Here is a 22,846-nt window from a genome sequence, read left to right on the forward strand (position 1 = left end):
GGGCCGGTGAAGTGGAGTTCCGACATGCAGATCGGATCATGGACGTGGTCTAGCTCCGAGGGGAATGCGGCTATCGAGTCGCACCAGCTGGCCTGAAGGGTATCGATGCTCCGTTCACGACCATGAGCTGCGGGCTTGTCCTGGCTTCCAGGTCTGAGCAGTAGCCTGAGGCAGGCATGCTCGAGCTCGTGGCGCTCCGTCTCTTCCATCTGATCTTCTGCCGCACCGTGGGGCGGCTATGGAGATCCTCGTGCTGCGGCACGAGGTCGCCGTGTTGCGCAGTCAACTTGGCCGTCCGAGGCTCCCGTGGGCAGATCGAGCGGTGCTGTCCGCGCCGGCCCGCAAGACCGCCGGCGATGATGCGGGCACAGCGACTGGCGACGCCGGGCACGCTGCTGCGCCGGCACCAGCGTTTGGCCGCGCGTCACTGGACCTGCCCGAACCGAGGGATGGGGCGGCCTGCGACCAAGTCGCGCTGCAGCCGATCGGCTGCCCGCTCATGCCCGGGATCGGGTGTCGTGGTGCACACCTTCGGGCCTTTCCTCTTGAACGTCTGCGGTGCCGATGCCGAGCTTGGTCGCCACCGCGTGGATCGTGGCCCACTCGGTTGGGTAATCCGGCCGCACTTCGGCGACCATTCGAACCGCCCGTCTACGCAGCTCGGCGGGGGGTAGGGGGACTTGCCTGGCATGGGCTCGATCCTCTCAAGAGATCAAGTCTCCACCGAACCCGGGAAGATTCACGGGCGGCGAGTTGCAGCGCGCGCCGGGCAGGATGGCTGCTGACTCCCCGCGTGGGGCTTGCCTTCGCTCGACGCTTCTTCGGCATGGCACCCGATCCTAGGTATCTCATCGGCTGGGAGTACTGCGTTCCGGCGACACGGGCGGCTGAGGCCGAACGCTGCACCATACTTGGACGCAACAGTGGGTGGGCGCAGGCCGGAAGCCGACCCAGACGGGGAAACCGACGCTGTCGGACGCGCCGGCGCTGGAGACCGGTGACGAGATCGACCCGAAGATCGGCGACTGGCGCGCCACCATGCGACCGTCCGCGGAAGACACCGTCGACGGCGTGCTGGCCGACCACCGCAACACCGTCGAGCGAGCGAACCAGGTCATCGACACATGCCCAGACCTGGCCCTTCCCGCCACCGGTGCGCAGCCCACACCCTGATGCACCGAATCGCCGAACAGCGCGGCAGTGCGGTGACCGTACGGCGAGATTCACCTACTATCTGCGAACATCTCGCACCAATGGTGCCACGGCCCTCTCTCCGGTCAGGAAAACTGGCACCATGGCCTCCCCGTCTGAAGAGCATCAGCCTTTCGCTCACCTGAGCGCTCCCAACGCTGCCCTCTACCGGGAGATCCTGCGCGTCTTCGCCCGGGCGAAGGAACGTTTCATCGTGCATCTGCGGCCGGAGGACGTGGCGGCGGAGTTGCGGCGGGACAACGACGATGCGCTCGCGCAAGCCCTGGAGAAGCTGCGGGAGTGGGGCAACCTGCGGGCCGACGCGGACACCGGCAGGGTCACCTCTGTGGAGGATTTCCACCGCAAGCGGTTCCTGTTCCAGCTCACCCCTGCGGGTCAGGCGGCCGAGCAGGCGATCGACTTCTACGAGGAGGCGATCGGGCGGCGTGGGGTGCTGCAGTCGGTGGCCCTGGGCGACATCGCCGAACAGTTGCAGGCGCTGACCCTTCTGGCTCAGGAGCAGGATCCCGACCCGGCCAGGGTTCATCTGCTCCTGCTCTCCCTCGCCGAGCGCTTCTCGTCGCTGGCGGACAACGCCCAGGCGTTCATGGCCTCGCTGCGCCGGGCGATCGATTTCTCCGACGGCGACGTGGCGGGGTTCGTCGCCTACAAGGAGCGGCTGATCGAGTACATCAACCGGTTCATCGCCGATCTGGCCAACTCCGGCGCGCGGATAGCGACCCTGCTGGCCCGGCTGGAGACGTGCGGGCATGAGGAGCTGCTGAGACTGGCGGCGCGCAGGGAGGCCGCCGACGCGGTGCCCGACCGGTCGGAAGCCGCAGACGCGTACGGGAGGGCCGAGGAGGCGGCGTACTCCTCGTGGCTGAACCGCTGGCGAGGACTTCGGGACTGGTTCGTCTCCACGGATGTGGGCCGGCCGTCACAGGCGCGGTTGCTGCGCCAGGCGGCGATCACGGCGATCAAGCAGCTCATCGACGCGGTCGGGCTGCTCAACGAGCGGAGGTCCGGACGCTCCGACCGATCCGCGGACTTCCGTGCCCTGGCTCGCTGGTTCGCCGAGGCGCCCGACGAAGCGGCGATGCACCGCTTGTGGCGGGCGGCCTTCGGCTTGACCCCGGCCCGCCACCTGACGGTCACCACCGCCACCCTGGAGGAGTGGCGGGAGGTCGGCGCCGGGACTTCGTGGCAGGACGCACCGCCGATCAGGATCTCTCCTCGGCTCCGGCGTACCGGCTCCTACGAGCGGCGTGGCAAGCCCAACAAAGTGGCCGACCGCAGCCAGGCGCGCAGGCTGCTGATGGAGCAGGCCGAGCGGGAGGCGGCCGAGACCGCCGCGGCCCGGGCCCGGCTCCGCACGGGCGGGCCGGTGCTGCTTTCGGAGCTGAACGTGCTGGACCCGCGGGCGTTCCGGCTGTTCCTGGGGCTGCTGGGTGACGCGCTGGCGGCGCGGCGGCCCGGGGAGACGGAAGTGAAGACGGTGACGGGCGACGGCTCGATGGGGGTGCGGCTCACCCTTGTCCCCGATGGCGGCGAGGTCGCGATCCACACCGAGGACGGCGTTCTCACTGGACCTGAGCACGTGGTGGAGATCTCCGATCTCATGGTGGTCCGATGACGCCCGAGGAGGAGCTGGCCCAGCGCCGCGCCGCGCTGCGCGCGCTGCTGGCCAAGCCGCTGCTGACGGCCGAGGACGACGCGGAGGCGCTGGTGCTGGTCCGCCGCCATCTGACCGAGCTGCGCGAGTGGCTCTCCCGGGAGACCGGCTGGCGGCTGACGGTGGATTCGGGCGCCGCGCGGCTGTTCAAGGGCGTCGCGGACACGTCCGACGCCACCCACCCCGCCAGGGGCAAAGCGGGAGAGCCGTACGGCAGGCGCCGCTACGTCCTGTTCTGCCTGGCGCTGGCCGTGCTGGAGCGGGCCGACGCGCAGACCACGCTCGGCCGCCTGGCCGAGGAGGTGCTGTCGGCGGCGGCGGAGCCCGAACTGGACTTTCACTTCACCCTTGACAGCCGTGCCGAGCGGGCCGATCTGGTGACCGTGGTGCGCACGCTGCTCGGCTGGGGAGTGCTGCGCAGAGTCTCGGGCGATGAGGAGGCATATCTGACCTCGACCGGTGACGTGCTGTACGACGTGCGCAGGCCGGTCCTGGCCGCATTGCTCACCGGAACGCGAGGCCCATCGACGATCACCACGGGGTCGTTCGAGGAGCGGCTGGCCGAGCTCACCGCCGAGCCTGTCCCCGACACCGACGACCTGCGCAACCAGGCACTTCGCCGCAGGCTGACCCGCAGGCTGCTGGAGGACCCGGTGATCTACTTCGCCGACTTGGACGAGGCAGAGCGTACCTACCTGACCTCCCAACGGCACGCGATCACCCGCCGGATCGTGGAAGCCACCGGGTTGGTGGCGGAAGTACGCGCGGAGGGCATCGCGATGGTGGATCCCGACGACGAACTGACCGACGTGCGCATGCCAGAACAGCGCACCGACGGCCACGTGACGCTGCTGGTGGCCGAGCACCTCGCCACCCGCGGGGCATCAAGCATGGATGATCTGAGGGCATTCGTCCGGCAGGCCGCCCGTGACCATGTGTCGTTCTGGCGCAAGGGCGTGACCGAGCCGGGCGCCGAGGACGGGCTGCTGGCCACGGCCCTGGGCAAGCTCACGGCGCTGCGGCTGGTCCACGTCACGGAGGACGCGGCCGTGGGGCTGCCCGCCATTGCCCGTTACGCGCTGGACGAACCCGTCATCAAGGGACAGTGATGCTCCCTTCACCGACCTCCGAGCGCTGGAAGCCGCTGCGCGCCGGACTCGTCGACATGTTCTACTACGACGTGGAGGAGTTCCACTTCCACGACGGCCGTTTGCTGCTGCGCGGCAACAACGGCACGGGCAAGTCCAAGGTGCTGGCCCTGACTCTGCCGTTCTTGCTCGACGGCGAGCTCGCCCCGCACCGGGTCGAGCCTGACGGCGACCGGCAGAAGCGCATGGAGTGGAACCTGCTGCTGGGCGGCAGGCACCCGCACCCCGAGCGGCTGGGGTACGCATGGATGGAGTTCGGCCGCCGCGCCGCCGACGGGAGCGAGGAGTTCCGTACGATCGGCTGCGGGCTCAAGGCGGTCAAGGACCGCGGCATCGTCCGGCACTGGTTCTTCGTCACCCCCCAGCGCATCGGCCGTGATCTCCACCTGCTGAGCTCCACTGGAGTGGTGCTCACCCGGGAGAAGCTGCGGGAGGCGATCGAGGGCCACGGCATGGCCTACGACCGGGCCGCCGATTACCGCAGGGCGGTGGACGAAGCGCTGTTCGGGCTCGGCGAGCACCGCTACGAGGCGCTGGTGAACCTTCTCATTCAGCTGCGGCAGCCGCAGTTGTCCAAGAAGCCCGACGAGAAGCTCCTGTCGCGGGCCCTCACCGAGGCGCTGCCACCGCTCAGCCCCACTCTGATCGCCACGGTCGCCGAGGCGTTCCGCGGCCTTGACGAGGAGCGAGACGCGCTGCGCGGGCTGGAGGAGGCGCGCGGGGCGGCGGCCGACTTCCTCGTCCACTACCGCCGGTACGCCGCGATCGCGGCCAAGCGCAAGGCCGCCGTCCCCCGCCTGGCGCAGAGCCGGTACGAGCACCTGGGCCGCGACCTCGGCGAAGCCGAAGCCCGCCACGCGGCCGCGGAGGCGGAGCTGTCCGCGGCCCAGCAGGTGCTGGAGGAGCTGGCAGCCCAGCGGAACCTGCTGGAGGCCCGCAAGGAGGCGCTGCGGCAGAGCCCCGAGATGCGTGACGCCGAGCGGCTCAAACACATGGGAGAGGAAGCCGGCCGGCTGGACTCCCACGCGCGCCGGTACGAGCAGGAGCGCGACCGCCTCACCGGCGAGACCCAGCGCCGGGAGCAGCGGGCGAGCACCGCCCTCGGCAAGGCCGAGGAGGCGGACCGGGAGCTGGACCAGGCCAGGGAGTCCGCGCTCACGGCCGCCCGCGCGGCGGCGTTCGAGGCCGGGCACCTCGCCGTCATCGACTGGCACGCGCTCGGCGAGCCGTCGGAGCAGGCCAGGGCCCGGCGGGAGGCCGAGACGCTGGCCGACCGCCAGGAGCAGGCGATCAACGAGCTGGAGCGGCTCATCGACACCGTGCGGCAGGCTCGGTCCCGGCTCGCCACGGCCCGTACGGAGGTGGACCGGCTGACCGGCGAGCTGCAGTCCGCCGCCGAGCGCATCGAAGCCGCCGAGCAGGCCACCGGCGCGGCCACGGCCGGGCTGGTCCACGAGTACGCCCTGTACCTGGCCGGCCTGACCGAGCTGCGGCTGGACGACCCTGACGAGATGCTCGCGACGCTGGAGGGCTGGGCCGTCTCCGTCGATGGCCCCAACCCGGCCGCGACGGCGGCCGACGACGCGGCCAGGAACGCCACCGACGCGCTCGGCCGCTTGGGCGCCGGACTGGAGGCGGAGCTGCGCGAGGCGAGGCGGGCCGCCGCATCCTTGACGGAAGAAATGGCCCGGTTGGAGGCGGGCGGACACGACGCTCCGCCCACCCCGCACACGCGCGGCTCAGACGCCCGGCTCGGCCGTCCTGGCGGCCCGCTGTGGAAGGTGGTGGACTTCGCTGAGGCAGTGCCGGCCGCGCATCGGGCCGGGCTGGAGGCCGCCCTGGAGGCCGCGGGCATCCTGGACGCGTGGGTCACGCCCGACGGGCGGCTGCTTGCCGAGGACGACACCTTCGTCGTGACCGGCGAGCCGCCGGCCGGGGCGTCGTGCTCCGCCGTCCTGCGTCCTGCCCTCGACCGCGCCGACCCGCAGGCCGCGGCCCTGTCCGACGCCGCCGTCGAGACGGTGCTCAAGAGCATCGCGCTCGGCCAGGGTGGTGGGACGTGGGTGACCGTCGACGGACAGTGGGCCAACGGCGTGCTGGCGGGCTCATGGCGCAAGAATGACGCCCACTACATCGGCGAGGGCGCGCGAGAAGCGGCGCGGCGTGCCCGGCTGGCGGCTCTCCGAGAGGAGCTGGACCAGGTCGCCCAGCGGATCCATCACCTCGGCGCCGACCTCGACGCGCTCGCCGCCCGGCGCGAGAGGCTCGCGGCCGAGCACCGGGCGCTGCCCCCGGACGCGCCGCTGCGCGAGGCCCACGTCAAACTCGCCGCCGAGTACGAACGCCGGCGCGAACTCGACGCCCAGCACACCGCCGCGACAGGGGTGGCGCTCCAACGGCAGAGCGAGCTGGAGACCGCCGGCAACCGGGCCGCCGAGTTCGCCGGCGACGTCGGCCTGCCTGCCGAGCCTCCGGCCTTGGCCGAGGTCAAGAGCGGAGTCGCCGGCTACCGGCTGGCACTGGCCCGGTTCTGGCCCGCCGAACAGGCGCGGCGAGCCGCTCACGAGGCCGCCCACGAAGCCGCCGACGACCTCTCACGAACCCGGAGCCGGCTCGACGACGCGGCCGAGCTGGCGGCGGCGGCACGCGGCGAGGCGGACGCCGCGGCGGAGACCTACCGCGCACTGGTGGAAACCGCCGGCGCCGCGGTCGAGGAGCTGTTCCGCCGGCTCGACGAGGTGGAGCGGGAACTGCGCGAACGCACCTCAGCCGAGGGCGAGACCCGCCGCAAAGAACAGGCGGCCCTGCAGGAACGAGGCAAGGCCGAGGGCGTGCGCGACGCCCTGCGCGGCCAGATCGACGAGGCGACCACGGCACGCGACACCGCCGTACAGGAGTTCCAGGCGTTCTCCGCCACGGGACTGCTGCACGTCGCGCTCCCCGCTCTGGACGTGCCCGCCCCGGACGGCCAGTGGGCGGCCACCCCCACGGTGCTTCTGGCCAGGACGGTCAACGCCGAGCTCGACACCGTGGACGACGGCCACGGCCCCTGGGACCGGGTGCAGAAGAAGGTGGCCGAGGAGCACAAGCTGCTGTCGGACGCCATGGCCAGACACGGGCACTCCGTCGGACTGACCCTGCGGGACGGGGTCATGATCGTGGACGTGCTGTTCCAGGGCCGCAGCAGGGACGTTCCCGGCCTCGCCGAAGCGCTGGCGGAAGAGACCGGGCACAGAGCCCGGCTCCTGTCGGCCAAGGAACGCGAAATCCTGGAGAACCACCTGCTCAACGAGGTCGCCGGAACGTTGCACGAGCTGATCGCCGCCTCCGAGTCCGAGGTCCGGGAGATGAACGCCGAGCTGGAGTCCCGCCCCACCTCTACCGGCATGCGCCTGCGCCTGGTCTGGAAGATCGCCAGGAACGCTCCTGAAGGGCTGGAGCGGGTCCGCGACAAGCTCCGGCAGACGGTGGACGCCTGGTCCGTCGCCGACCGGTCGGCGGTGGGCGCATTCCTCCAGGACAGGATCGCCCGCGAGCATGCCGACAACCCTGCCGCCGGATGGACGGAAGCGCTGACCCGGGCCCTGGACTACCGCGTCTGGCACGAGTTCGCGATCCAGCGGCTGCAGGACGGGCAATGGCGGGCCGCCACCGGGCCGGCCTCCGGCGGTGAGAGAGTGCTCGCGGCGTCCGTGCCGCTGTTCGCCGCCGCATCGGCCCACTACAAATCGGCGGGCAACCCGTACGCTCCGCGGCTGGTCGCCCTGGACGAGGCGTTCGCGGGCGTCGACGACGACTCGCGCGCCAAATGCCTGGGCCTGCTGGCCACGTTCGACATGGACGTGGTGATGACGAGCGAGCGCGAATGGGGTTGCTACCCGCAGGTCCCGGGGCTTGCGATCTGCCAGCTGTCCCGTCGCGACGGCGTGGACGCGGTGTTGGTCACCCCGTGGCGTTGGGACGGGCGCGAGCGGCGGCGAGCGGAGCGCCCGGTCACCGCGATGCCGGCCCCTGACGTGGCCGTGGCACAGGACGGCCTGTTCGCATGAGTGTCCAGGATGAGCGGTTGGGGCGGCTGCTCGGCGGTGACGAGATCGCCTGGCTGGTCGATCGGGCACGCCGCCGCCTGGAACAGGGCAAGCCGCTGACCGGGACGGTGACGCTCACGGCCGCGACTTCCACGCAGCGCCGCGCGGCCGAGGTGCTGCTCGGCCGCCGTGCGGGAGCCGGTTCTTCCCTGTCGGTCTCCTTGGACGAGGTGGACCGCATCCTACGAGCGGGCGGCGTCACCGCAGGCGGGCTGCGCGAGGCCGTCGTACGCCTGCGTGGCCCGATCCGGGACCAGGCCGGCGAGAAGGCCGCACAGGCGGCGGCCTGGGAACGGGCCTTCGCCAGGCTCGACGCTCTCATCGCCGACCGGCCCGAGCTGTCCGGGTGGCGATCATGGCTGGAGTCCACCGGACTGGTCAGAAGGCTCGCCGCCACAGCCCAAGAAGCACGTATCCTGCTCGACCGGTTGAGCGCCGTGCTGGAGCGACTGCCGTCACCGGGCACGCCCCTCGGCCGGCTCGCCGCCGAGACCTGCGCAGACGCACACGCTCTGGACGAGGGACGCCCGCTGGCCACCCTCGCCCTGTCCGCGGCCCGTGCCCTGTCCGGTCTGCCGCACGCGGGCGAAGGCGGCGCGGACGCCCGCCGCTCGGCCTGGGCCGCGGTCGGCGTGCATCTCGATGACCTGTCCTCCCTCGTCCTCTGCCTGGGGCTGCCAGGTGACGATCACTCCCCTACCGGACGCATGCTCAGCGCCGCCAGGGCTGCGGGCGAGCCGTGCGTGCTGACCCTGCGTCAACTCCGCCGCCACGAAGCACCGCTGCGCGCGGACCTGGTCAGGATCTGCGAGAACCCGGTCGTGGTCGCCGCGGCGGCCGACGAACTCGGACCCTCCTGCCCACCCCTGGTATGCGGCGGCGGCCGACCGTCGGCGGCCGTCTGGCGGCTGCTGGACCTTCTCACGGTCAGTGGCGCGGCGTTCGCCTACCACGGGGACTTCGACTGGGGCGGGATCGCCATCGCCGCCGCGGTCCACGAGAGGGTCGGGTTCCTGCCGTGGCGCTTCGATACCGCCTCCTATCAAGCCGTGCCCTCGTCGGCGCCACTGTCAGGGCAGGTGCGCCCGACTCCCTGGGATCCGGAACTGGGCATCGCGATGGAGCGACGGGGCGTACGGGTCGAGGAGGAGCTCGTACTCGCCGAGTTGATCGCCGACCTGATCCCGAAGGAAGGTGGCAGGCACTGAGACCCGGACTTTCTTGTGATCATCGACCCGGTGGTCAGGCAGTCTCAGCCGCCCGGCACGTGACCCCCCGGTCTACGGAACGGGGCAGGTGTCGGACAGTAACCGAACAAGCCCGGCGAAAGCACGGGCTCGAGAAAGAAACAGCGCTGTCATGGACGCCATCAAGCACGCCGCGGCCCTCAAGGAGCGGCTGGTCAACTTCGCCCTCTCACCCCAGTTCACCCGCGAACTCGACGAAGCCTTCGAGCGGAGCCGTCCCGACGACCTCGCCGACAGCGAGGTGACCGCCAGCATGATCGTCGATCATTTCGCCCTGCAGCACCGACTGGCCTCCGGCGACACGGTCATCGACCGCTTCCTGCGCGCCCACCCCGGCCTGAGCCCGCAGGAGCGGGCGATGCTCCTCGGCTGGAGGGACGTGGTCGAAGGAATCTTCGAGGTCCAGGGACAAGAACAGGACGCCTTGGTCCTGTTCAACCTCGTGGACGAGCTCACCTATCGCGCCCGGTCCAACATGGGCAAGTCCGCGTTCCGCCCGATCAAGAGGGGCATGTTCCTCATCGGCCGCCTGGTGCCGCTCGGCGAGGACTGGCTGGTCAGCGCGCACATCAGCCTCTTTCCCGCCGACGCCCGTGACCAGCTCCTCACCCAGGCCGCGGACATCGGCCTGCGCAACCCCAAGCTGGTCTTCCGCAACCCGGACAAGCTCGCCACCGCCCGCCGGATGCTCGCCGCACAGCGAGAGGTCTTCCTCGACCTGTACGGCACCGAATACATCGTGGTTTCGGGAGACGACGTGGCCCCGCGACACGATGCCTTCATGCGGGCTTGCATGGACCGGGATCAGCCCGGCAACACCTTCCCCCTGCCCGGCTTCACCTATCCCGAGGAGGTGCTGGACGCCGAAACGGTGGCCATCCACTTCGACCCGGAAACAGGAATCAGCTTCTACCTCGAGTTCGGTCTCCTCCAGGAGCTCTTCGCCGACCCGCTCCTGATCAACCGGCGCCGCTACCGCGAAACCCTGACCTCTTACCTGCGGGGCGACGACATCTCCCCCGCGGCCATCCGGCTCCTGACCGACCCCGCCCCGGACAATGCCGGCGTGGTCTTCGGCAAGCTTCTCAAGAAGAAGGGCTTCTCCTGGCCCGAGCACGGGGAGTCACTGCTGCGCCGGTACAAGTCCCGCTACTTCGACGAGCCCCAACTGCCCACCACTGTCCCGGTCAGCGAGACGATGGCCAGGCACCTGCGGAGCGCCTTGCCTGACGAGTCGTCGGAGCGGTGATCTCTGCGCGCAACCGTCAACCGCCGGCAGATCTTCCGGTCATCCTCGGTCGTACGGCAGTGTCAGATTTCGCCGGCGGCCCAGTCTCACGGGAGGAATTTCAACAGCTGTCCGTGCCAGCCGAGATGTGAGACACAGGTCGCGTCTTGTACTTGTCCGCCTGCTCTACCTCATCACGCTGCGACTCTTCGGCTGGCTGATGTCATTGGGCCGCAGTCATGCGTCGAAAAACGCGGAAATCATGGTGCTGCGTCACGAAGTGGCGGTACTACGACGCCAGATCGGACGCCCCAAGCCGGACTGGGCCGACCGAGCCGTTCTCGCGGCACTGGCCCAATCGTGCCTGTTCGTCTTGATCGGGTGAGTCGTTGGGCGCACGCCTGGTGACGGTGGTGTCCATGGAAGGTCGGATCGAACGCAACATAGTACTCGGAGGAGTGATCAACGAGTACCGCCGAGTCGCACGGCTACGTCGGAGAAACCCCAGCTCAACCCACGCACGCGAGTTTTGACGCCCTACACCCTTCTCGCCGCGCTCCTGACTGCGCTGCCCCGCGAGGCCCTACACGGCTGAGGCTCCTCGTCCGCCCGGACCCCGTCGTGCGCTGGCACCGCGATCTGATACGACAGCACCATGCCCGTATCTGCCGGCCGAAGAGGTCTGGCCGCCCGCGCACGGTCCGCTCCATCCGCACTCTCTCGTCCTGCGTCTGCTTCGGGAGAACCCCGGCTGGGGCTCCCCGCGGGTCCGCGGTGAGCTCACCACCCTCGGTATCGAAATGGCACCGTCCAACGTTTGAGAGATCCTCAAACAGGCCGATCTTGATCCAGCGCCCGAGCAGGCTTCCACCACGTGGGCCGACTTCCTGGCCCCCGAGCCGACACCATGCCGGCCTGCGACTTCATCGAAACCGTCACCCTCAACGGGCAACGCCGGCATGTCCTGACGCTCATCAAGCACACCACCAAGCGCATCTGCGTGCCCGACACCACCGCGCACCCGAACGCAAACCGGGTCACCCAAGCGATCAGGAACCTGATGGATCTGGACGATGTCGGCTGCCGGGCGCGTTTCTGCTCCGAGACAGGGAGGGGAAGTTCCCGGCCCTCATGGACGACGTCCTCGCCGCGGCCGGCATCAAGACGGTGCTCACCGGCATTCGGATACCGCGGATGAACTCGATCACGGAGCGGCGAGTGCAGTCGTGCCGCCGCGAGCTTCTCGACCGCTGCCTCGTATGGAGCGAATGCCACCTTCGGCACGCCCTGCGCGGGTACAAACACTTCTACAACCAGCACCGAGCGCATTAAGCCCTGAACCAACAGCCCGACTGCGCACCGTCCCCGATCCGATCACGGATCCAGAGCGAATCATCGACCTGAATGTACGCCGACGAGACCGGCTCGGCGGCGTCCTCCATGAGTCCGCCGCGATCACCACCGCCTCGCTCCCCGAAGCCTTCAGCCGGCGCCTCGCCCTGCCCGACCTGCCGGAAGCCCGGACGCTCATGCGGTCCACGTACCTGAGCGCCGCCCTCCGTACGCCGCCCGACCGGCAAGGCCGCGCGCCCTGGTACGGCTGCTCACCCCGCCTCCGACGAGGACGACCGTGCGGTCCGATCTGCCGACAGTTTCTTCACCGAGGTCCTCGACCAGACGGGCGACGGCTGCCTGCGCTGGCCCGATCTGGCCGCCATGGCCAGGGAGATCGCCACGCGGCTCAACCTGGGCGCGCAGGACGAGGAGCAGCTGTTTCAGGCGTACGCCACCTGGTGGCGCGAGCTACAGACCGCTCTCGACAGCGGCGGCGACGGACGCGTCACCGCCACGAGTACGCCACCGACGCCGATGACGACGGGAAGATCGACGGTGCGGAATACCGCAACCTGCTCCGCACGGCTTTTCGCCGCGACCTGGCCGGCAGCGGCGGCAGCTACTCACGCGGCGCCTTCGTCAGGGACTTCGTCTCCTTCATGTCCGGGCAGCAGCACTCGAATGCCTGCTTCTTGCCTGCGGCAGATTCAACAAGACGTCCGTTTGACTTTGCCGCCAACCCGACGATGACGGGCGAGCGCGATATACCGCACACTCGCCGCATCCGCGTTACCCCGCTGGGTGAACCGCAAATACATGACTACACAGAATCACAAGAGCACAGCCCACCGTAGTAGTTCTTGGCGGGCCGGGTGACCGCGTTTTCGGCTCGGAGCGCTTGATCGCATCCTCGACAAGGGCTCTACCAGCGGAATCATCCCACTGGATGATTCCGTATACCCACGAGCCGCGGAACGCGGGACATGAGACCCCGAACTTTCCACCTCTGTACATGGGCCCGGACATCCTCGCCAAAGCAAGAATTCTCTCCAGCCGCCGTTTTCCTGGCATCGACTTGACACTTAAAAGTGTGTATGAATACGTTCATCCATCACCGAGCCCGCGAACCCGTACGACATCCGGCGTTCATCCACGCGTCCTGGTCTACCGTTCCCGCCAGAAAGAGAGGCTTGCGTGACCTCCTCGCCAGGGCTTTCCTCGAGTGACGTGACGCTCTCCGACCCCAAGCGGGCACTGGTCGAGCAACGTCTGCGCCGCCGATCCGGCGCCAGGCCCGCCGGCATCCCGCGCCGCGCCCCCGACGCCGAAGTGCCTCTCTCGTTCGCGCAAGAGGGCCTGTGGTTCATGGAGCAGTTCGCTCCGGGTACCGCCGCGTACACCATCCCCCTCGTGCTGCGCCTGCGCGGCCGACTCGATGTCGACCGGCTGCAGCGCGCCCTCGACACGGTCGTGGCCAGGCACGAGATCCTGCGCACGCGCTTTCCCGCCGACGCCGGCGGACGGCCGCTGGTCGAGGTGACCGCTCCCGACCGCACCGAGCTGCGCAGGCGGAGCGCGGCGGACGAGGCCGGCGTCCGTGACCTGGTGAGCGCGGAGCAGGCCAGACCCTTCTCCATCGCCACCGAGCCGCCACTGCGGGCCCTGCTCGTGCGGCTGGCCGACGACGACCACGTACTGCTGGTGACGGTGCACCACATCGCCTGTGACGGCTGGTCGCTGGAGATTCTGGCCGGGGAGCTGCGCGCGCTCTACGCGGGAGAGCACCTGCCCGAGCCCGCCGTGCAGTACGGCGACTTCGCCCTGTGGCAGCGCACCCGCCCCGCCGATGAGGCGGATCTGGCCTACTGGCGCGAGCGGCTGGCCGGAGTGCCGCCCATCGACCTGCCCCTGGACGGGCGACGCGGAGCCGCGCCCACCTTCGAGGGCGATTCCCGCGCCTTCGAACTCGGCCCCGACCTGCTGGCCGCGGCCAAGAACCTGGCGAAGGCGCACGACGCGACGCTCTACATGGTCGCCCTGGCGGTCTACCAGGTGCTCCTGGGCCGCTACAGCGGGCAGGACGACTTCGCCGTCGGCACGCCGGTGAGCGGGCGCCCCCGCAGCGAGCTGGAACAGCTCATCGGCACGTTCGTCAACATGCTGCCCATGCGCGCCGACCTGGCGGGCGATCCTACCTTCGCCGAGCTGCTCGCCCGGGTGCGGCGGACCACGCTGGCCGCCTTCGAACACCAGCGGCTGCCGTTCGAGCAGCTCACCGGGGAACTCGCAGCGACACGCGACACCTCGCGCACCCCGGTCTTCCAGGTCGCGCTGACCTTGCAGAGCTACGCCGAGGACACCGCCGCCTGGTCCGGCCTGGACGTCGAGCCGTTCCCCATGGCGGCCACGGCCGCCCCCTTCGAGCTGGAGCTCTTCCTCACGGAACGGCGGGGCGGGCTCGACGGCGTGTTCGTCTTCAACCGCGACGTGCTGGCCGGGGCGACCGTCGACGACCTGGGGGTCCATTTCGCGACCCTGCTGCGCGCCGCCGTCGAAGCTCCCGACCTGCGCGTGTCGGACCTGGAGATGCTGACCGCTGACGAACGCGACCGCATTCTGGCACTCGCGCACGGGCCGCGGCTGCCGTACCCGGCGGACAAGACGCTGGGCGAGCTGTTCCAGGCCCAGGCAACCCGCACCCCGGAGGCCGTCGCCCTGGAGTTCGGCGACCACCGGCTCACCTACGCGGAGCTGGAGCAGCGGGCCAACCGGCTGGCGCACCGCCTGCGCGAACGCGGTGCGGGGCCGGGCACCCGGGTCGCGATCTGCGCCGAGCGCTCCATCGAGCTGGTGGTGAGCCTGCTGGCCGTGGTCAAGTCCGGAGCCGCCTACGTGCCGCTCGACCCCGAATACCCGCGAGACCGGCTCGACTTCATGCTCCGCGACGCCCAGGCCGTCGTGCTGCTGGCCCAGCATGCGGTACGCGAGCGGCTCCCCGAGACCGGGATCGCAACCGTAGCTCCAGAGGAACCGTCCGGGCCGTCCGTGGCGGAGCCGGTCGATCCGCCGCATCATGCGCCGCCCGTCACGGCGGGCCCCGCTCATCCGGCTTACATGATCTACACCTCCGGCTCGACCGGCCGCCCCAAGGGAGCGCCCAACACCCACGTGGCCATCGGCAACCGGCTCGACTGGATGCAGCGCAGATTCGGCCTGACCGGCGCCGACGCGGTGATGCAGAAGACCCCCGCCGGGTTCGACGTGTCGGTCTGGGAGTTCTTCTGGCCGCTCATCACCGGTGCCCGGCTGGTGCTGGCCGCGCCCGGCGGCCACCGCGACACCGCCTACTTACGCGACCTCATCATCGGCAGCGGCGTGACCACCATGCACTTCGTGCCGTCCATGCTGGCCCTCTTCCTGGAAGAAGACGGCGTCGAGGCGTGCACATCGCTGCGCCGGGTGATCTGCAGCGGGGAGGAGCTGCCGCCCGCCGTGGCCGCCCGCTTCTTCGAGCGGCTGCCGCATGCCGAGCTGCACAACCTGTACGGACCGACCGAGGCTGCCGTGGACGTGACGGCATGGCGGTGCGCCCCGGGCGAGAGCCGCGTGCCGATCGGGCACCCGTTGCAGAACACCAGCATCCACATCCTCGACTCGCGGCTGCGCCCGGTGCCTTTCGACGTGCCGGGCGAGTTGCACATCGGCGGGGTTCAGCTCTCCCCGGGCTACCACGCCAGGCCCGCGCTGACTGCCGAGCGTTTCGTGCCCGACCCCTACAGCTACTCGGGCTCGCGTCTCTACCGCACCGGCGACCTGGCCAGGCTGCGCCGTGACGGCGCCGTGGAGTTCCTCGGCCGCATCGACAACCAGGTCAAGATCCGCGGCCAGCGGGTCGAACTGGGCGAGATCGAAGCCGTGCTCCGCGAACAGCCCGGCGTGCGCGTGGCGCTGGTGGTGGCCGGCGGCGACGGACTCGCGGCCTACGTCGTCACCGACGTTCCCGACGCTGACCTGCGCGCGGCGCTCAAAGCGCTCCTGCCCGACCACATGGTGCCCACCGCGTACGTCTTCCTGCCGGCGCTGCCGCTCAGCCCCAATGGCAAGGTGGACCGCGCCGCGCTGCCCTCGCCGCCGCGTCCCGGCGCCGGAGGCGGGCAGGGAGCGGCGCCGAGCAGCCCGGCCGAGATCGCCATCGCCGAGATCTGGAGCGAATTGCTCAGTGTGTCCGACATCCGCCTGGACGACGACTTCTTCGAGCTCGGCGGACACTCGCTGGTGGCCATCCAGGCCGTGGCCAGGCTGCGGCACGTGCAGGCGGCCGCCGAGCGACGCTCCGTCGGCGTCATGGACCTGTTCAATCACTCCACCGTGCGGATGCTGGCGGCGCTCATCGAAGGGCCCGCCCCGTCGGACGACCGGCCGCGCCAACTGCTGCACCGGCTGACGCGCTCGTCCTCCGCTCCCACGCTCACCCTGATCTGCTTCCCGTACGGCGGTGGCAGCGCCCTGGTCTACCAGCCTCTGGCCGACGCGCTGCCCGACGAGGTCGCGTTGTACTCCATGGCCTTCCCCGGTCATGATCCCGGCCGTCCCGACGAGCCGGTCATGCCGCTCGAAGACGTCATCGCCCAGTGCGTCACGGAAATCCTCGACGGCATACCCGGGCCGATCGTCCTGTACGGCCACTGCGGCATCGGCGGCGCCGTCACCGCCGACATCGCCAGGCGCCTGGAGGCACGAGGCCGCGAGCCGGAAGCGGTTTACCTCGGGGCGATTTTCCCGTTCGCCCGCCCCGTCGGCCGCATCGCCGGGCCCCTGGGCAGGTTGCTGCGAACCGACCGGCTACGCGGCGACCGCGTCTACGAGAACCGGATGAAGTCGATGGGCAACGACATCTCCGGCCTGGACGAGGAGCAGGTCGGGTTCATGGTCCGCAACCAGCGACGCGACACGCTGATCGCGGAGGAGAGCTTCACACGCATGCTGGCCGAACGGAGCGAGCCACTGCGCGCCCCCGTCATCTCGGTGGTCGGCGAGCAGGACCCGGCCACCGACTACTACCGCGAGCGCTACAAGGAGTGGCACTTCCTGTCGCCGAGCAACGCGCTGGTCGTCTTGGACGAGGCGGGCCACTACTACCTGAAGTACCGCGCCGACGACCTGGCGCAGATCCTGACGAACACGCACATCGCCATGGAGTACGGGGCGGCCGAGGCGTTGAGCCGTTCCGCACGGGGCCCGGCGGCGGGATGGTGGATCGAGGAGACCACGTCCCACACCGACGAGCACCCTCCGAAGAGGCACGATCACCCACCGGCGCAGCGCGACCCATCCTCGAAGCGGCGGGGGAAGGAGCCACCACCGCCCAGTCTGCGGCGCTTCCTGAGCGTCTCCGCCGCCCAGCTCGCCTCCATGATCGGCACTGCGGTCACCGACTTCGCCATCCCGATCTGGGTCTACACCACCACGGGCTCTCTGCTGAGCTTCACCCTGCTGATCGCCCTGGGGATCATGCCGGGAGTTCTGGTCGCGCCGCTGATCGGCGCGATCGTCGACCGGTCGGGCAAGCGGGCGGTGATGACGCTCGGCAACAGCCTCGCCGGCGGGGTACAACTGCTGTTCGGGCTGCTGTTGTGGACCGGCAACCTGGCCTCCTGGCATCTCTACCCGCTCACCGCGGCGCTGTCGGTCACCCTGGTCATCCAGCGGATCGCCTACATCTCGGCACTACCTCAGCTGGTGCCCAAGCGCTACTTGGGTCACGCGGCGGGCGTGGTGCAGACGCTGGTCGGCACCTCCCAGTTCGCCGCGCCGCTGCTGGCCGTCGCACTGCTGGCCGGGATCGGCCTGGACGGCATCCTGATGATCGACGTGGCCAGTTTCGCCGTCGTGCTCGTCGCGCTGGCGCTGATCCGCTTCCCCGCGACCCTGGGCCTGGAGCGGCGCGAGCCGATGGCGACCGAGATCGCGGCCGGGTTCCGGATGTCGCTGGGCAACCGGCACCTGCGGGCCGCGCTGCTCTACTTCGCGGTACTGAACATCATGCTGGCCGCGGTGCTGATGTCCATCTCGCCGCTGGTGCTGTCGTTCTCCGACCTGGAGACGGCCGGGCTCATCTCCTTCGTCGGCGGCCTGGGCGCCACGCTCGGCGGCATGCTCGTCGCACTGTGGGGAGGCCCCCGGCACCGGCGGATGCGGGCGGTCATGCTGAGCACGCTGCTGCTGAGCCTGTTCGCCGTCATCACGGGGCTGTACGCCTCGCCACTGGTGGTGGGCTTGGGCGCGTTCGGCCTGTGGGGCAGCCTCTCTGTCGTCAACGGCGTCTTCATGACGATCATTCACGTGAAGGTGCCGCAACGTTTCCACGGCCGGGTCACGGCGTTCAACCAGATGGTCTCCTGGTCGACGCTGCCGGTCGGCATGGCCGTCGTCGCACCGCTCGGAGAACTGTTGCTGGAGCCGCTCCTGGCACCAGGTGGGGCGCTGGCCTCCACCGTCGGCGCGGTGATCGGCGTGGGCGAGGGACGCGGCCTCGCTTTCATGTACATCCTGCTGGGCCTCGGCATCGCCGTCCACGTGCTGGTCTCGATGCGTATCCCGGTGCTGGCCCAGTTCGACGACCAGGTGCCTGAGGCGGAACCCGACGACCTCGTGGGCGCGCAGGCGTTGCAGGCGCGCGCCGGTAACACGGTCAGCCTGGCGTGGAGCGCGCCCGCCTTCGCCAAGGCGCTGACCATGCCGTTGAGCGCCGCCAAGGCGAGCGAGCTGCTGGGCGAGCCCGTCGACGGCGTGCTGCTGCGCACCGGCGGCGAGATCAGCGCCGTCTACGAGGTCAGCAGCGGCGGACGTGAGCTGATCTTCAAGCTGTACCCGCGGGTGTTCACCGAACGCATGCGCAAGGAGCAGCACGTCTACGAGCTGCTGAGCGGCAGTGGCGCCCCGGTGCCCGCCGTGGTGCGCGCCGACGACTCCAAGCACGACCTGCCCCAGGCATACCTGATCATGACCAAGGTTCCCGGCCGGCCGCTCTCGCAGGTCTCCGCCGACCTTGACGAGGAGACGATCGAGCGGCTCTACCACGACATGGGACGGGTACTGCGCGCGATCCACAGCGTCGAACTGCCCATGTTCGGCCCCCTGGACGGGCCGCGTGAGCCGACGAATCTCGCCTACGTCGGCGGCCAGTTCGAACTGAAGATCGCCCAGTTCGCCGAGTTCGGCGGCGACCCGGAACTGCACACGGCGCTGACCGAACGCTTCCACGCCGATCGCCACCTGCTGGCCGGCTGCGAGACTCCCGTCCTGCTGCACCACGACTACCACGAACGCAACGTCATGGTCGCCGAGCAGGCCGGACGGTGGCGGCTGACCGGCGTCATCGACGTCGAGAACGCGCTCGGCGGCGATCCGCTGATGGACCTGGCGCGCACCGATTACTTCGCCGTCCGCGACGACTCCCTGCGCCGCCGGGCGCTGCTGGCGGGATACGGCGCACTGCCCCAGGACTGGGCGCGGCGCCTGGCCTTCTACCGGCTCTACCACGCCCTGGACCAGTGGCACTGGCTGGCCACGATCGGCGAGGTCAGCGCGCTTGACCCGATCACACGGGAGATACGCCGACACCTGACGGAGACGCCATGACAGAGGACGAGTTTCCCGCCTCGCACGCGCAGGAACGCATCTGGTTCCTCACTGAGTTGCTGCCCGACCTGCCGCTTTACAACATCGGCGCCATCTCCCACCTGAAGCGGCTGGACGTCGCCGGCCCCAAGCCGGTGGAGGAGGCGCTCAGGCTGGTGGTCCAGCGGCACGAGCCGCTGCGCACCCGCTTCGAACTGCGCGACGGCAAGGTCGTGCAGCTCATCGCACCCGAGGTGCCGGTGCATCTGACCCACACCGATCTGTCCGGGCTCGACGGATCCGCCCAGGAGGCGGAACTGGCCGCTCTTGCCGCGGCCGACGCGGCCCGGCCGTTCACGCTCGACCGCGCGCCGCTGTGGCGGGTCAGGCTGGTGGAGCTGGGCGGCGGCCAGTGGCGGCTCGTGCTCGTCGTCCACCACACGATCTTCGACGCGTGGTCGGCGGAGGTCATGGCCGAGGATCTGGTCGAAGCGCACGCCGCGGTGCGTGCCGGCCGCTCGCCCCGCTTCGCCGAGCTGCCCATCCAGTACGCCGACTACGCCGCCTGGCAACGCACACGGCTTGACGCCGGAGAACTCGACGGGGGCCTGGCCTACTGGTCCGACCGGCTGGCCGGGTCCGTGCCGCTGGAACTGCCCACCGACCGGCCCCGCCCGGCCGAGCTCAGCTACGCAGGAACCAACCACGCCTTCACCGTGCCCGCCGAGCTGGCGGAACGAGTGGGCGCCTTGGCGAAGGCCGCCGGCGCGACCTCGTTCATGGTGCTGCTCACCGCCTTCGCCGCGCTGCTGGCTCGCTGGAGCGGCCAGAGTGACGTGGTGATCGGCTCGCCGGTCGCCGGGCGGGATCTGCCCGAGCTCAGCCCGCTCGTCGGCATGTTCGTCAACGTTTTGCCGCTGCGTGCCGACCTCGGCGGCGATCCGTCCTTCGCCGAGGCCCTCGACCGGATGCGGGCCACCACCATGGAGGCGCTCGACCACCAGGACGTGCCCTTCGCCCTCATCGTGGAGAAGCTGCGCCCACCGCGCGACCCCGCACGTACGCCGCTGTACCAGGTCGCCATCAACCAGGTGCCGTACGACGTCCGCGGCCTGTTCGGCACCAGGACCGCCAAGACCGATCTGACGCTGGAGGTGCAGAACCCGGAAGGCGAGATGAGCGCCTGGCTCGAGTACAACACCGACCTGTTCGACAGGGACACCGTGGTCAGGCTCACCGAGGGGTATCTCTCGCTGCTCGACGCGGCCACCGCCGATCCCGCGCTACCGCTGTCGCGCCTGCCGCTGATGTCCGGGGCGCGCCGCCAACACGTGCTGGCATCCTGGCACGGCCCGCGCAGATCGTACCCTCAGCAGTCCTTGCACGAGCTGATCGGTGCCCGCGCGTCGGCCGAGCCCGACGCGCCCGCCGTGACCGTCCCGCACGAGAAGAGCACGCTGACCTACGGCGAACTCGACCGGCGATCGTCCGCCCTGGCGTCCGCGCTGATCGAGCGTGGCGTCGGCGCGGAGTCACCGGTGGCCGTATGCCTGCCACCGAGTGGCGAGCTGCTGATCGCACTGCTCGCGGTGCTGAAGTCAGGCGGCTGTTACGTGCCGCTCGATCCGCGTTATCCGGCGGCCCGGCTGCGCTTCATGCTGGAGGACTCCGGGTGCGCTCTGGCGCTGACCACGGCTGAGCTGGCCGAACGGCTGCCCGGGGTGGCGACCTTCGTGGCCGCGGAATTCCCCTCGGTCCCGCCGGGCGATCTCGTACTCCCGCACGTGTCTCCCGACAGCCTCGCCTACGTCATCTACACCTCCGGCTCCACGGGTGTCCCCAAGGGGGTCATGGTGCCGCACCGAGGCGTGGTCAACCTGGTCGAGAGCCTCGCCTTCGACGCCACCGAGCGTATGCTGCTGCTCACCCCTCTCTCCTTCGACATCGCTGCTCTCGAAATCTTCGGGCCGCTGCTGGCCGGGGGCGTGACGGTGGTGGCACCGCCGCCGGAAAGCGGCCCGCTGCGGGCTGAAACGGAGGTGACCACCGTCCAGGCACCGCCGTCGGTTCTGGCAGAGCTGATCGACCGGCTGCCCCCTGGGCTGCCCCGCGTGTTCAGCGGAGGTGAGCCGCTCACGGCCGGGCTGGCGGGCCGGCTGCAGGAGGCGGCCGGACAGGTGCATAACATGTACGGCCCCACCGAGACCACCATCTGGTCCCTCACCCATCGCCTCCAGCCGCAGGACCGGACCATCTCGATCGGCAGTCCGGTGGCCAACACCACCGCATACGTCCTGGATGAGGCCATGGAGCCGGTGCCGATCGGCGTGACGGGCGAGCTCTGCCTGGGCGGCGACGGACTGGCACGCGGCTACTACCGCCGGGCGGCGCTCACCGCGTCGTCTTTCGTCCCCGACCCGTACGGCAAGGGTGGCCGACTCTACCGCACCGGCGATCTGGTGAGGCGCGGCGCGGACGGCCTGCTGGAGTTCGTCGGACGGGTGGACGATCAGGTGAAGGTGCGGGGTGTCCGGATCGAACTCGGCGAGGTGGAGTCGGTACTGACGGCCCATCCCGGTGTCCGGCACGCCGCAGCGGCGGTCCGTGCCGACGCTTCGGGCGGGCCGGCTCTGGTGGCCTATGTGGACGGGCACGTCCCGGTGGCGGAGTTGCGCACCTTCCTGGAGGAGCGGCTGCCGCCCACGATGGTCCCCAGCTTCTACGTCGGCGTCGACTCCTTCCCCCGACTGCCCAACGGCAAGCTCGACCGCGCCGCGCTGCCGGCACCGCCCCGAGCGCAGGCCCCCGCCGCCGGCTCCGCCCCGGTGACCGCCGCGGAGGAACTGGTACACGAGATCTGGGGCGAAGTGCTCGGTCACGACGAGTTCGGTGTGGACGAGGACTTCTTCGACCTGGGCGGACATTCCATGCTCGGCGCCCGCGTGATCGCCCGGATCTGCTCCGAGCTGGACCTCGAGTTGCCGCTCAACACGCTCTTCCAGACCAGGACGGTGCGCCGCCTGGCCGCCGCCGTGGAAGCGCGCCTGATCGCCGAGATCGACCAGTTGTCCGACGAGGAGGCCGCCGCGTTGATGGAGGACTGATCGGAATTGGTGAAGATGGCCGCCCGGCGGAGGGCGGTTCCGCCGGAGGGCGGAGATGAGGGCGCGGACGGCTCCGCGTTCCAGCCGAGGTGGTCATGTTTCCGGGCCAGATAAGATCAAGCCGTACTTGCGAACATGCGGAATGCCTTATGACGATGTTCAGCACCTGTGAGGTGCCAAAGCCTCGCCCGTGGCATCTGATCCGGCCTT

The 22,846-nt window shown here is 70.1% G+C and carries 9 protein-coding genes; all 9 read left to right on the forward strand.

Going from position 1 to position 22,846, the window contains the following annotated elements; translation table 11 throughout:
- Positions 1-927: 927 nt before the first annotated feature.
- The 9 genes from ACIBK9_RS28580 to ACIBK9_RS28620 all read left to right on the forward strand — a co-directional run bounded on the left by ACIBK9_RS28580 (position 928) and on the right by ACIBK9_RS28620 (position 22,636).
- Positions 928-1,173, forward strand: coding sequence for a hypothetical protein (locus ACIBK9_RS28580; RefSeq protein WP_357699410.1), 246 nt, complete (start codon positions 928-930; stop codon positions 1,171-1,173).
- Between the two features lie 121 nt (positions 1,174-1,294).
- Positions 1,295-2,827: a TIGR02677 family protein gene (locus tag ACIBK9_RS28585; RefSeq protein ID WP_357699408.1), complete on the forward strand. Its 1,533-nt coding sequence runs from the start codon at positions 1,295-1,297 to the stop codon at positions 2,825-2,827.
- The gene (locus tag ACIBK9_RS28590; RefSeq protein ID WP_357699406.1) at positions 2,824-3,975 is read left to right on the forward strand and encodes a TIGR02678 family protein; all 1,152 of its coding nucleotides are present in this window, start codon (positions 2,824-2,826) and stop codon (positions 3,973-3,975) included. Before ACIBK9_RS28585 ends, ACIBK9_RS28590 begins: the two co-directional genes overlap by 4 nt.
- Positions 3,975-8,063, forward strand: a complete 4,089-nt coding sequence (locus tag ACIBK9_RS28595; protein WP_397162004.1) for a TIGR02680 family protein — start codon at positions 3,975-3,977, stop codon at positions 8,061-8,063. The genes ACIBK9_RS28590 and ACIBK9_RS28595 overlap by 1 nt, the downstream gene beginning before the upstream one ends.
- Complete coding sequence (locus tag ACIBK9_RS28600; RefSeq protein ID WP_357699402.1) at positions 8,060-9,310, forward strand: TIGR02679 family protein; 1,251 nt, start codon at positions 8,060-8,062, stop codon at positions 9,308-9,310. The genes ACIBK9_RS28595 and ACIBK9_RS28600 overlap by 4 nt, the downstream gene beginning before the upstream one ends.
- A 151-nt stretch (positions 9,311-9,461) precedes the next feature.
- Positions 9,462-10,598 (forward strand): hypothetical protein, encoded by a 1,137-nt coding sequence (locus ACIBK9_RS28605; protein ID WP_397162005.1) that lies wholly within the window; start codon positions 9,462-9,464, stop codon positions 10,596-10,598.
- 1,110 nt (positions 10,599-11,708) lie between these two features.
- Complete coding sequence (locus tag ACIBK9_RS28610; protein WP_397162006.1) at positions 11,709-11,909, forward strand: hypothetical protein; 201 nt, start codon at positions 11,709-11,711, stop codon at positions 11,907-11,909.
- 1,230 nt (positions 11,910-13,139) lie between these two features.
- Entirely contained in the window at positions 13,140-19,553 is a 6,414-nt protein-coding gene (locus tag ACIBK9_RS28615; RefSeq protein ID WP_397162007.1) for an amino acid adenylation domain-containing protein, read from the forward strand.
- Positions 19,550-22,636 carry an amino acid adenylation domain-containing protein gene (locus ACIBK9_RS28620; RefSeq protein ID WP_397162008.1) on the forward strand — a complete coding sequence of 1,029 codons (3,087 nt, stop codon included), beginning with the start codon at positions 19,550-19,552 and terminating at the stop codon, positions 22,634-22,636. The genes ACIBK9_RS28615 and ACIBK9_RS28620 overlap by 4 nt, the downstream gene beginning before the upstream one ends.
- Positions 22,637-22,846 lie beyond the last annotated feature (210 nt).

Origin of the sequence: Nonomuraea sp. NPDC050227 (assembly GCF_044459705.1) — a bacterium.
In the GTDB taxonomy this organism is placed as follows: Bacteria; Actinomycetota; Actinomycetes; order Streptosporangiales; family Streptosporangiaceae; genus Nonomuraea.

Coding starts and splice junctions, on each gene's coding strand:
- ACIBK9_RS28585 (WP_357699408.1), top strand. CDS start 1,295: ATGGCCTCCCCGTCTGAAGAGCATCAGCCTTTCGCTCACCTGAGCGCT.
- ACIBK9_RS28590 (WP_357699406.1), top strand. CDS start 2,824: ATGACGCCCGAGGAGGAGCTGGCCCAGCGCCGCGCCGCGCTGCGCGCG.
- ACIBK9_RS28595 (WP_397162004.1), top strand. CDS start 3,975: ATGCTCCCTTCACCGACCTCCGAGCGCTGGAAGCCGCTGCGCGCCGGA.
- ACIBK9_RS28600 (WP_357699402.1), top strand. CDS start 8,060: ATGAGTGTCCAGGATGAGCGGTTGGGGCGGCTGCTCGGCGGTGACGAG.
- ACIBK9_RS28605 (WP_397162005.1), top strand. CDS start 9,462: ATGGACGCCATCAAGCACGCCGCGGCCCTCAAGGAGCGGCTGGTCAAC.
- ACIBK9_RS28610 (WP_397162006.1), top strand. CDS start 11,709: ATGGACGACGTCCTCGCCGCGGCCGGCATCAAGACGGTGCTCACCGGC.
- ACIBK9_RS28620 (WP_397162008.1), top strand. CDS start 19,550: ATGACAGAGGACGAGTTTCCCGCCTCGCACGCGCAGGAACGCATCTGG.